The organism is Psychrobacter sp. AOP31-B2-9 (assembly GCF_052378005.1).
Classification (GTDB): domain Bacteria; phylum Pseudomonadota; class Gammaproteobacteria; order Pseudomonadales; family Moraxellaceae; genus Psychrobacter.
The window spans coordinates 1-12,711 of sequence record NZ_JBQSXG010000089.1 but is presented as its reverse complement, the minus strand read 5'-3'; the positions used below and the strand labels follow the sequence as shown (position 1 = coordinate 12,711).

Here is a 12,711-nt window from a genome sequence, read left to right as displayed (position 1 = left end):
CATCTTGCTTCGGCTGTCACCCTTCTTTTATTACTCCAGCATACTTTTTGATACACCACCTATTCCTTTAAAGATCATATTTGTCATGACCAAAGCCCTGATGATTCAGACGAACGGTCATATAGGCGGAACATTGTTTCACTTGGTTATAATCAAGTAAAGAAAAAACTTGTCAAAGTTACACAACCACTCACAAAAAAAACCATCCTCAATATTTGAGAATGGGCTCTTTTTTTAGTCTTCATGAGACGATTACTATATTTATAGAACTGTTGATGCAAACTTCATAACGCCACTTATTTTAGAATAAAGTGTCACCATTTAGTCATTTAACTGGCTATATTAAAATTACTGTGCTGCTTCATCAACTTCAGCCACATCACCGGCTTCTAAATCGCCATCTGCTTGTTCAGCAGTCAAATCTGCATCAGCCACAGCGGCTTGGCTTACTGTACCAGACGCCGTTGCAGTACCAGACTCAGCAGTAGCGACGGTGCCATCGGTACTATCAGTTGGTGTGACTGTGGCATCTGCCGCAGTATCAGGTGCTTCAGCATCTGTGGCTTCAGTTGCAGTTTCTTCGGTTGCAGTTGCATCTTCAGTTACAGCAGCATCTTCAGCTACTGCACTTTCATCAGTCGCTGTTTCTGCTTCATCTGCAACGACTGCCGCCTCAGCATCTTCAGTCGCCTCAACAGTAATATGCTGACCTGCTGGGCGTAAAAAAGCTGAAACACCAATAAGTAAGACAATACCTAAAAACAAAGCAATGCCACCTAGAGCAAACAACAACTCTTTTTTTGGATTGTTATTAACGATACCTTCTGACATACCTTATCCACCTTGCACAAAATATTTGAAATATTGGCCTATTATATCGCAATTTTTACCGATGTGTTAAAACCCTTAAGTATTTAAAGGATTTATTATCGACGAGATTTTGCTAGACGCGTCTAATTACTTACTGTCACTACTGGTTATGCGTGTAGCTACTTGCCCAAACGTGCTCTGGTTGCCTCACGTTTACCCACATAACTGAGTAGTAGCAACAGCGCTATAATAAATAACATGGGATAGTTACCAAAGCTCATATAGGGTGTATTGCCAACTCGAGCCTGTACCTTACCTCTTAATACTGTGCGCTCAAACTGCGGCGCACGCTCAACGATACGGCCTTTATGATCAATAATTGCCGTGACGCCTGTATTGGTCGCACGCATGAACCAACGGCCATTTTCTAATGAACGCATTTGCACCATTTGCAGATGTTGTAACGGCCCTGCCGACTTACCAAACCAGGCATCGTTTGAGATGGTCAATAAAAAATCCGTATCAGCGGCATTTTTGCGAGTGGTATCAGGGTAAGCAACTTCATAACATATCGCTACTCCTAAGTTATGACCTCGTACATCTAGCGGTGACTGATCATCACTACCACTGCTATAACCGGAGATATCTTGACTACCTGCCAAATCAGGTAGGATATTTAACAATCCTTGAAAGGGAATATATTCGCCGAATGGTACCAAACGCTGCTTCTTATACAGTCCTTCTGCATCAGTGCCTAGCGCCATCACACTATTATAAATCGGTGGGTACTTATCAGTACTGGCATCAAAGGCCGCGTCGTCTATATAAGGTATACCAGTTACCCATGTCGTATCAGTTGCATTGGCAAGCTTGGTCATTTCATCGATAAAATCAGTCGCCGCTAACTGAGACATAGGAATCGACGACTCTGGCCACAGAATAAGATCACTGCCCCATTCCGTACTTGTGAGCGTTGCATAAATATTGAGCGTTTCTAATTGATATTCAGATAGCCATTTTACGTCTTGTGGGATATTACCTTGGATTAGAGACACAGATAAATCAGGCGTACCTTTTGGTTTTGTCCATTGTGGGTTTATCAACCATAAAGCGCTACTAATCACTAATAATGCGATCGATATCACCATGTAACCAGCACGGCGACGCAGCAGCTCCACTACACTAGCAGCCAATAACACAGCCACGAATGAGATGGAAAATACACCCGCAACTGGCGCTAATGACGATAACCAATACTGCTCCGTAAAGGCATAACCAACGAACAGCCACGGAAATCCAGTGAGTAGCCACGTTTTCAACCACTCTTGTAGTATCCAAATCGCCGCAAAAGACAACGGCTGACGGCCAACCATACGATTAAATACGAGCGCCAAAAAGCCATGAAACAGCCCCATACCAAGACCCATCAGCGCAATCATAATCAGCGCAAGCCATACTGGAATCGCACCATAAGTATGAATGGAGTTATAAAGCCAAAACGCACCAACACACCACAGCCCTGTACCATACGCCTGACCAATAAGAAATGCACGTTTGCCACTCATATCAGGCATTAATAGTGCGTATAAAATAGCAGGTGACACCAACGCTAACGGCCAAATACCATAAGGCGCAAGTGCAAATATAAAAATAGCACCTGCTAGCAAGGCAATTAATACAGTTAGTGCTGTCGGTAAGCCTTTTGGCTTCTCAGGATTCAGGCGTTTTTGCAAATCAACAGTAGACAGACGCATAACAGTTATCCAAAACTATATTTTCTAAAATAGTTAGCAGCAGCATTCAGGTTAAAACCAACGCTGAACCTGACTCTAATACCGTATGTAACAATCAAATACAGTATATAAAAATTAAATTTGCCCATGATACCAGTCTAAACCCAATAATAGGTAATATTGCGTAGCAAACTGCTACGACATGATAAACAAGGATGAGTATCTCAAGCCACAAACCAAAAAAAAACACGATCGTAATCGTGTTTTTTGTCGTTCAGCAATAGGTACCTAAAGCGCGATTCAGGTTATTAACACTGAATCAATGACTGCCTATCAAGATTTGTGGTTCGACGTTCGTTTTCGTCAACTCTAAGTTATGGATAAAACGACCTTCAACATCAGTAATCGTAATTTTCCAATCGTCTATCATCACACTCTCACCTTCTAGATCACCGACATGACCCAAAGCTTGCATGACCAAACCACCCATCGTATCAACATCAGTATCATCAAACTCACAACCGAGCTCATCATTGCAGTCTTCAATCACTGTAGAAGCCTGAACGCGCCATGTATTTGGCTTATCAGGGTCAGCGACGATATTGTTAATATCACTGTCTTCCTCAAAATCATCATGTTCATCGACGATGTCACCAACGATTTCCTCTAACAAGTCCTCCATGGTAACCACTCCACCAAAGTTACCGAACTCATCAACGACGATTGCCATATGCACTTGTGTGCGCTGTAGTGAGCGTAATAAGGTGTCAGAACGCGCAGTCTCACTGATATATAGTGGCTGACGCACAAGGTCTCTTAGGCGTTTGCTTTCAATTTTATCTTCTTGATGACGCACCATATGGACGAGAATAGGAATCAAATCTTTTGCCAATAAGATACCGATAACAGCATCATCATCTTGACTGTCAAAAACAGGATAGCGCGAATGAGTGGTATCAAGGATGATATCCATCACTTCAGCAAGGCTAGCGCTTTCATGCAAACCAATCACTTGTGGGCGCGGTGTCATGATTTCACGCACTTGTGTCGCAGGCAGATCGAGCACGCCTTCTAGCATATCGACCGTGTCAGGCTCTAAGAACTGACGCGAGTCTTGTACCAAACGAGTCAGTTCATCACGGGTTTCAGGGGCGGTCGATAGCCAGCGTTTTAAGCCGCGCATCGACCAACTACTCGGGCTGGGAGTGTCGTCAGACATGGTGGTGTGGTTTAACCTCTTAAGTTAATAAAAATTAAGTTAATAAAAATTTGGCTGATAGCAGTTAATATCGTTAGTAGTTAATGATAGTAAGCAAGAATAACAGGTAAAACATAGATGGGGATAAAGCTAGCAAATAAAACAGTATAAATCAGCTTCACTTTATCTTATGGCTCACCGACATTCAACGACAAATTCATGCAAATTGTATTGTCAGTGTGTTATAAATTTTGCTATGGTCAAAGCCTTCATTTATCAAAAAAAATCCTATGTCGCTACGTTCTGTTTTTTCTCGCCTGTTTGCCTCGCGTTCAACTGGCCATCGTTCAGACAATGGCATGGGGAATCTTAGCTCAAACCATGACAGTTCAAACCATGACAGCTTAAACAATCATGGCTCACACAATCATCATGTAAAAGGTAATGGCAGCACTGGAAACCAACCAAAACCGCCGCTCAAACCAAAATCAAAATGGCGTAGCTGTCTTTTACAAATTCTAATCATCACATCTTTATTACTATCAGCCATTTGGTTGATGCTTGCCATTTGGTATCAATTTGGCGAGCAGTCGGTAATTACTTGGCTAGCCGGGATAATCATTGTTGGTGTGCTGACCGCATTGCTCAAAAGCCGCTATTGGCCAAAAAGTGCTAAGCAATCAGATAAACAGTCATTAACGGCTAAAGTAAAAACCAATAGCAATAGCAAAGCCACTACGAAACGGTTAACGGCTTTATACGCTGCGATTTGGTTGGTCGGTGTCGGCTGGTTTTTTTCTATTGAACCTCAGCAAGAGCGCGACTGGATGGCTGATGTCAATCAACGTGTCTCTTATGAGCGTGATGCGACCAACCCTGATTTAATCACACTGACCAATGTACGTAATTTTGATTGGCACACAGCAGAAAACGCGACCGCACATTGGGACACTCGAACAGTGGACTTGTCTAAACTCTCTGGTGTCGATGTGACCAACTCTTATTGGATGGGACCACTGATTGCTCATACTTTGGTCAGCTTTCGCTTTGAAGACGCCGCGCCACTGGCCTTCTCCTTTGAGATTCGTAAAGAAAAAGAGGAGTCGTTTTCTGCATTTGCCGGATTTTTTAGACGTTTTGAGCTGATCTTAATTGCTGCAGAAGAGCGTGATATTATCTACACGCGGAGCAATGCGCGCGGCGAGCAAGTGTATCTATTTCCCGTTAGTAACTTGCAGCAACACGAGGTCAGATCACTGTTTGAGTCTTACTTGACAGCCGCCGATGATCTGAATGCAGAGCCCGCTTGGTACAACACGTTGGTCAGTAATTGCACCAATATTATTTTTTATATGGCACGCATCGTCAGCGGCGATCGTCTACCATGGGATTACCGTATTTGGGTGTCCGGCTGGTTGCCTAATTATTTGTACAATGTGGGTATGCTAGATGCCAATCCCGAAAGCAGCGATCAGCCATGGTCAATGGACACTTGGTATGAGCACGCTCATATAAACCCAAAGGTTAAAGGGTTCGATAATCAAAACAACCTAGAATCTGGCGTTAATAGTCACGAAAACAGCCGCGAGTTCTCTGAGCAGATTCGCCAAGGCATTCCTACTCCGTCATTGGCTGACTCTCAAGCTGATGCTGAGACAGACGCCAAATCTACCGCCCAAGCGTCTGACTCGTATTAACTTGAAGGCTTGATTTTCAAAACTGAATTTTCAAAACTGAATTTTCAAAACTGAGCTTTAAAGGCTAGATTTTGAGGGCTGGGTATTAAGGGTTGGATATTAAGGGCTACATTGTAAGAACCAGATGTGGAAAGCTGGATTTTAAGCGTCAAACAAACTGTAACTACGGCTTGACCCAATTGACCACACGATCTTCCATTTCTTCATCCGACAGGCTAGTTTCAGAGACACAGCGTCCTGCCACACCGACATTCGTCGCGCGCATTTGTCGCTGTGTGACTACAGCATTCCCAGTCAATAATAAATGCCAACTGGGCAAGCCCTGCCCTTTATACAAACGCTTATAAGCGCAGTGGGACGGCAGCCACATCATGTTTGGTAAGTTGTCCATGGTCAGCTGAATACAGTCCGGTACATGCTCTTGGCGCGTATCGTAATGTTGGCAATACCCAGTCTCGCAGTCCATCAACTGGCAAGTCACATCAGTATATTCGACCAGCTCCTCACCGGCATTACCACTCTCATCTTCATCCATGTATTTGATCAGACAACAACTACCACAGCCATCACACAATGCCTCCCATTCGCTATGATTTAATTCATCTAAGGTAAAACGGGTCCAAAACTGTGGGCGTAATGTGTCAGTCGCTGCGGCTTCAGAAAACAGCGTCACAGGTCGCTGCGACTCAGTGTTTGAATCAGCCTCTGATTGAGCGCTTGAATTTATATCCAAGCTGTCGTCCTGTGTGTTTAGCAAGTTTATAGTCATAAAGTGGCAGTATCATTTTGATAAATAGCGTTACAGTATTATAGCTGTTTTTGCGTAACATGAGCGTTAAGGTAGTAAAAGTAAAAAGTACGATGAATTAAAAACATAAATAATCATCACTCACCACTTAAAACTTATAGGGCGTGTTGAATATTCAAATGTTAGGGCTGCTGATTGCTAAAATTGCACCAAACTAGGCGCAAGCCGACGATAATGTCGAGACCTTAACTAGGCTTGTAACGACGTTTGGGGTGATTTTAGCATCAGCCTTGAGAACGGATCCAGCAAAGCAGTGCTTTGCCCGTTTGCAAGGCGAGAGCTATGCTCGAGTGGAGGGCAGTACTCTTTTTTGCCAATACATGGCGAAATTGTTTCACCTAGAATGACTAGGCATCAAAAATTTCACTGCATATTGTCTAAAAAATAATCACTGCCAGCACCACATTTGAATGTTCAACACGCCCTAACATAAAAAAAGGAAAACAATATGTCAGTTAAGACTTTTGAATTAATCAGCACCACCGAAAACAACATTGAGCTGATCAGCTATGTCGCCTTACCAGATACTGCCTCGAACGACACGCCAGCACCCGGTATCTTGGTTGCACCAGAATGGTGGGGCATGGTCGAGCATCCAAAATCAGTGGTTGAGCGCTTAGCAGAAGCTGGTTATGCTGCCGTTGCGATGGATGTCTACGGTGAAGGCAAACTAACCACAGATGCTGCGCAAGCCAATATGTGGATGGAGCAAGTGCTTGAAGATCAAGACATCCTCATGGCACGCTGCCGTTTAATTCTCAATGACTTCAGTGATCAGTTAGCGGTTGATGGGGATAAGTTGGCAGTGATTGGTTATTGCTTCGGCGGTAAAATTGCTCTCGATATGGCTCGCGTTGGCATGCCGTTAAAAGCAGTTGCTACCTTCCATGGTAACCCATCACCAAAACAACCCGCAGACAAAAACTTTAAAGCAAAAGTACTAGTCGCCCACGGTCGTGACGACTCAATGGTATCCATGGATGCTATCGACGGTCTTAAGTCAGAGCTAGACGCCGCCGATGTCGACTACACTATCGACGTCTATGACAACGCAAAACACGGCTTTACCAACCCTCAAGCAGATGAGCGCGCCGCCAAAAACGATGTGGACTTGGGCTACAATGAAGCCGCAGCCAAACAAAGCTGGGAAAACATGCTTGAGTTTATGAAAGCAAACTTGGCATAAACTGTCCTCAAGAAAACAAATAAACCAAGAACAAGGGTCGCTTAAGTTATAAGCGACCCTTATTTATTTATAAACAACCGTTTACTAGGGCGTGTCCTCAATTCAATCGATAGTTATCTAAATGAGTTAAAAACGGCTAAATCTTGCCAAACAGCGTCAAATAACTGACTAATATCTCGATATTATCTGCGCTATTTTCCTTGTTTGACTGCTATTTATCTCATTTTTATCATCATTTTTAAAATGAGGACACGCCCTAATAACATTTTGATTGATGCGCAAGGATAGCCTTGTACTTATCGATAAATAACGTCATTATCACTGCATTATAAATGGTATTAAGTGATAAAGATGTTTTATATATTGAACCAGTTGGGCTGGCTAGCCTTTACCGCACTATTAATCGTGGTAGTCGCACTCTATGTCAGAATAAATCGGCAGATTGGACAACTACGCCGTGATGTGGGCAAACTACAAACTCAGCTTAGAAACCAAAGAAGCAGTAATGCCAAACGCTCACCTGTTCAACCAACTGACAACTTTATCTCTAATAACAGTCATGCTAATAACAGCCATGTAGGAGCAGACAGCGCTGTTGACACCGCCCAGCTAAATACAGCTGATGAGACAAATACCACCGTTACCACCGTACATACATGGCCACCATCACGCCCAACGATACCCCAATCTGGCCTACCAGAAAGTGCAGTATCCAGCACTTCTGCTACTGGGATGAACGAAACGGTAAGCGTCACAAAAAATAAAACGCCAACCACTGCTATTCAGCCAGATGAAAGCTCCTTACCTATCGTCACCTCACTGTTTCACTCTATTAAAAACTGGTTTTTCGGCGGTAATTTAGTGGTGCGTGTGGGCGTATTGGTATTGCTAGTGGGCGTGGTATTACTGCTGCGCTTATTGAGCGAATATATCGAGATTTCGATTGCCACAAAACTGATAGCCGTTGGCGTTACAGGGTTAGCATTGGCGGCACTGGGATTAAAGCTAACCGCCAAACGCTTTTCCTACGGTATCACGTTACAAGGTGCAGGCTTAGCCATTGCGTACTTGAGCACCTTTTTTGCTTATAGCGTCTATCAGATTATTCCGAGCTTACCGAGCTTTATTGGACTTGGGTTATTATCCGCCGTCACGATTGCCCTCGCCGTCCGTCAGAACGCCTTTCCATTGGCGTTATTAGCATTGTCAGGAGGTTTCTTTGCGCCGATTTTGACCAGTGATGATACTGGCAGTATGGTTGCCTTGTTCAGCTATTACTTATTATTAAATGTGGCTATTGCCATCATTGGTCATTATCGCCCATGGAAAATTTTGAATTTATTCGGTGTGAGCGTGACCTTTGGCCTCGCCTATTATTGGGGAATAAGTGAAAATTTAGATGCAGTCATTGTGTCGCAGCGTTGGTCATTGGTTTTGTTGGTTGCCTTACATTTGAGTCTTTACCTGTTTGTCGTGATTCGCTACGCCCAACAAATCATCGCTTACAATACTGATAACAAGCAAGCGTTTAACCGTGCCAATAGTACTAAAACCAGCCAAGATGAAAGCAAAAAACCAAACACTGACAGTCAGACCTATCTGTTTCCTATCGATACGGGACTATTATTTTCAGTACCTCTGATGGCATTTGGTTTGTTTGCGGCGCTTTTAAGTAATGTACCTAATGCCTTAACCATCACCAGTGCTGTGCTAGCGATGCTTTATTTAGGACTTGGTTGGATTTTTGTCCAACATAGTCGACGGTACGCACTGATTACCGAAGGCATGTTGGCGCTCGGATTTGGATTTTTGGCCTTGGTCATTCCGCTGGCATTAGATGCCGAATGGATTGCGTTTGGTTGGTCAGTACAAGGACTGGCTCTCGTCTGGTTCGGTAGGCGCTCGCTACGCGCATGGTCGGTATTGCTTGGTCTATTATTACAGCTCATCAGTATCGCTATGCTAGTGTTTACCATCGTATTCTCTGGCAGTGATTATCCTACCTTAGCCTTAAGCATTTCGGGCATAGCTTATTTGGCATCGGTCTTTATCTTACGTAGTAGTCACTCGCCAGCGATGTTAAATGATAGTTTACGTGACGAGTCGATCCACTCAGCTAATTCTCAAGAGCAGTCTACACCAGACTCTATCGTGACTTATGCCAATGCGCTGGGGATTAGCACTGACGCGGCTCGCCAATGGCTGACATCTATCAATAGCCAAAGCACAGCGTTCAATATCGTGTGGCGCAGTCCTAGACTCATACAGTTTTTGACCATGACTGCGATGGTGTGGATGCTTCTAGTATTATTGCTTGATGTAGATCAGTGGTTTAGACATTGGCAACTAGCGACATCTACCTTGATTGCGCTAGCGGCACTGATGAGCCTTGGTATTTATTGGATAGCCAATCGATATCATCCATGGGCCGAAATCAGGCAGTTCAGCCACGGGTTGCTATTACTGTTTTATCTGATGCTCGTTTTACAATTGCCGCAAAAGTTTGAGTCACATCTCGTATGGGCGTCAATAGACTGGCTACTATTTGCAGGCTTGCTCATTGGCTGGCTGATTATCGGACAATTATGGCTGAAGACATGGTTTAATAACGCCAAGCTATCGGCCTATGACAGTACGATCTGGCTCGGCGCTGGCATTTTAATCATTGCAGCAGCCGCTCATTATGGTCTACCCGCCTCTGCTGGTGTGATGGCTGTCTTAATCCCTACTGTTTTGATTATCGCTGGGCTATGGAGCCGTTATCGTTATGCCAGCTACCATCATGGCAGCGACTATAATACTAGCAGTCGTCTTGACCATGCTCGTAAAACAGACCCATCCATTAGTGAAGCTGCAACGCATGGATTCCTGCACTGGTTTGATTGGCAGCGGGCACTATTAAACTGCGCTGCCATCTTTGCACCCATTGCATTAAGTTGGGTCATCATTACCAACTGGTCTTATAATGGCGTGGTTTGGGGCGTGTCCTATTTCCCGCTGTTGAATTTATATGACGTGACCTCAGTGCTGACGCTACTGGTTGGGTTTGGTGTCTATTACCTAAATCAACAGCAAAGCACCCCACTAACACCAGCAAATCCTGATACCAGCAATCCCATCCAAAAAGCCTCTGCCACTCGTAATTTACTAATAATTTTAGGGCTTATTGGCTTTTGGCTGCTATCTAGCATACTTATCAGAACGCTCCATGCCTTTATCAGCACGCCATTATGGTATGCAGGCGCATGGCAAAGTGAACAGGTACAAACAGGGTTGACCATGTTGTGGACGCTCTTGGCATTAATCGCCACCATCATCGCCAGCCGTTACTGGCAGCGTGCGCTGTGGTTTATGGGCATTGGGCTATTGGGCGTCGTCGTACTTAAGTTAGTATTAGTCGATTTGTCACAGACCGAGGCCATTTGGCGAGTGATATCATTCCTTGGCGCAGGCAGTTTGATTTTGCTGATTGGTTATTTGGCTCCACTGCCACCGGCAGATGATGAGGTAGAAGAAATAAATGATAAGACGTAATCACGACTTCACATAGTGGTTAATAGTGGTTAAGTGAAACTGAGTGGTTAAGTGAAATTGTCCCGTGAGCAATGTGGTTCTGTAGTAAACTGAGTATCATTAGAAAGTAAACCTTGATGGTTTTACTTTTAGCATTTTTTATAAAAGGTTATGAAAGCAGATGGATAAGAGAGCAAGCATTCAGTGGTTCCCTGGGCATATGAACAAAGCCCGTAACGAAATCAAAGAAACCATGCCGCAGATGGACTTGGTCATTGAGGTCATTGATGCACGTATCCCATACAGTAGTGAAAACCCAATGGTTGCGGCATTGCGTGGCGAAAAACCTGTTATCAAAATCCTGAACAAAGCTGACCTTGCTGACCCAGAATTGACTCAAATATGGATGGATTATCTCGAGCAGCAAAGCGGTGTGAAAGCCATTGCTTGCGATACCGAGAAAGCCAATGATGTCAAACGCATCATCGCGATCTGTAAACAACTCGTGCCTAATAAAGTCGGTACAGGTCGCCAGATTAAAGCTATGATTATGGGTATTCCAAACGTTGGTAAATCAACACTGATTAATACGTTGGCAGGGCGTGCGGTAGCAAGAACCGGTGATGAACCTGCCGTGACCAAATCACAGCAGCTGATTAAACTAGACGATGACATCATGCTCTATGACACACCCGGTATGCTATGGCCAAAGGTTGAAAATGAAAATTCTGGTTATCGTTTAGCAGCGACAGGTGGCATCCGTGATACTGCTTTTGACTTCGCTGATGTCGCGAGCTACACCGCTGAGTACCTAATGCATGCTTATCCTGAGCTGCTAAAAACTCGCTATAAAATTGAAGAACTGCCAAAGACCGATTGGGAGTTTTTTGAAGTGGCTGGGCGTAATCGCGGCTGTGTGCGTTCGGGTAATCAGGTCGATACCTACCGCATGTCTGAGATTCTCATTAATGAATTACGTAGTGCGAAGCTTGGACGTATTACACTTGAGACACCAGCCATGACGGAGGCCGAAGAAATCGTGGTCGCTGAGCAACGTCTGGCTGCTGAAGAAAAGAAAAAAGCCCGTGAAGAAGAGAAGCGCTTACGTCGTCTAAAAACGCGGAAGAATAGGAAGTAAATTTCATAAAAAATATCGGCTACTATGAATCCATTAATACCCTCTGCTAAAACAATTCAAATCTATCTACCAAAAGGCAATCCTCGTGGGTTGCGCTTGGCAGAGATGACTACGCGTACCGTACGCCTTATTGAGATTCCACGCATCCATATCAATGATTTTTTTGCGATGCCTGATGCCAATCAAGTTGGTTTGTATTTTTTGATTGGTGATACCGATAGTGTAGAGAAGCCGTTACTCTATGTTGGACAAACTGGCGATCTTAAAAGACGTCTTAACCAACATGATGACAAAGATTTCTGGACACGTGCTTTTGTCATGCTCTCAACCAATAACTCTATGACCCAAACCCATGCGCTATATATGGAACATAAGGCTATCGCAACTGCTATTGAGGTAGGACGTTACGAGCTAAAAAATGGAAATAATGGTAATAAACCACATACACCTGACCCATTAAAAGCTGATTGCGAGGAATTATTCCATACCCTTGACGTTTTACTATCCACCTTAGGACAGCCTATTTTTGAGTCCTTGGCGATTCATGATAGCCTTTATAGTAACGAGACTTATAAAAATAAATCGATTGATTCTACCATTGCTAAAGTCGCTCAAATAATCGATGAAG

The 12,711-nt window shown here is 43.9% G+C and carries 9 protein-coding genes; 5 read left to right on the top strand and 4 right to left on the bottom strand.

What is annotated here, in order from left to right:
* Window positions 1–348 precede the first annotated feature (348 nt).
* From ACT3SX_RS10330 to ACT3SX_RS10320, 3 genes are all read right to left on the bottom strand, one after another.
* Entirely contained in the window at window positions 349–831 is a 483-nt protein-coding gene (locus tag ACT3SX_RS10330; protein ID WP_192520835.1) for a hypothetical protein, read from the bottom strand.
* A 158-nt stretch (window positions 832–989) separates the two neighbouring features.
* The gene (gene lnt / locus ACT3SX_RS10325) at window positions 990–2,564 is read right to left on the bottom strand and encodes an apolipoprotein N-acyltransferase (RefSeq protein WP_192520836.1); all 1,575 of its coding nucleotides are present in this window, start codon (window positions 2,562–2,564) and stop codon (window positions 990–992) included.
* Between the two features lie 298 nt (window positions 2,565–2,862).
* The gene (locus tag ACT3SX_RS10320; RefSeq protein WP_192520744.1) at window positions 2,863–3,762 is read right to left on the bottom strand and encodes an HlyC/CorC family transporter; all 900 of its coding nucleotides are present in this window, start codon (window positions 3,760–3,762) and stop codon (window positions 2,863–2,865) included.
* Between the two features lie 269 nt (window positions 3,763–4,031).
* Here ACT3SX_RS10320 and ACT3SX_RS10315 point away from each other — a divergent pair, with 269 nt between their 5' ends.
* Window positions 4,032–5,438 (top strand): Lnb N-terminal periplasmic domain-containing protein, encoded by a 1,407-nt coding sequence (locus ACT3SX_RS10315; RefSeq protein ID WP_192520742.1) that lies wholly within the window; start codon window positions 4,032–4,034, stop codon window positions 5,436–5,438.
* Between the two features lie 163 nt (window positions 5,439–5,601).
* Here ACT3SX_RS10315 and ACT3SX_RS10310 read toward each other — a convergent pair whose 3' ends face one another.
* Window positions 5,602–6,105, bottom strand: coding sequence for a YcgN family cysteine cluster protein (locus tag ACT3SX_RS10310; RefSeq protein WP_225739336.1), 504 nt, complete (start codon window positions 6,103–6,105; stop codon window positions 5,602–5,604).
* Window positions 6,106–6,694: 589 nt separating this feature from the next.
* Between ACT3SX_RS10310 and ACT3SX_RS10305 the strand changes: the two genes are divergently transcribed.
* From ACT3SX_RS10305 to ACT3SX_RS10290, 4 genes are all read left to right on the top strand, one after another.
* Complete coding sequence (locus ACT3SX_RS10305) at window positions 6,695–7,432, top strand: dienelactone hydrolase family protein (protein ID WP_192519615.1); 738 nt, start codon at window positions 6,695–6,697, stop codon at window positions 7,430–7,432.
* Window positions 7,433–7,783: 351 nt separating this feature from the next.
* Entirely contained in the window at window positions 7,784–10,966 is a 3,183-nt protein-coding gene (locus tag ACT3SX_RS10300) for a DUF2339 domain-containing protein (RefSeq protein WP_192519616.1), read from the top strand.
* A 160-nt stretch (window positions 10,967–11,126) separates the two neighbouring features.
* Window positions 11,127–12,083: a ribosome biogenesis GTPase YlqF gene (gene ylqF, locus ACT3SX_RS10295; RefSeq protein ID WP_192519617.1), complete on the top strand. Its 957-nt coding sequence runs from the start codon at window positions 11,127–11,129 to the stop codon at window positions 12,081–12,083.
* 24 nt (window positions 12,084–12,107) lie between these two features.
* Window positions 12,108–12,711 (top strand): GIY-YIG nuclease family protein (locus ACT3SX_RS10290; RefSeq protein ID WP_444519097.1); only part of this gene is annotated, 604 nt, incomplete at its 3' end.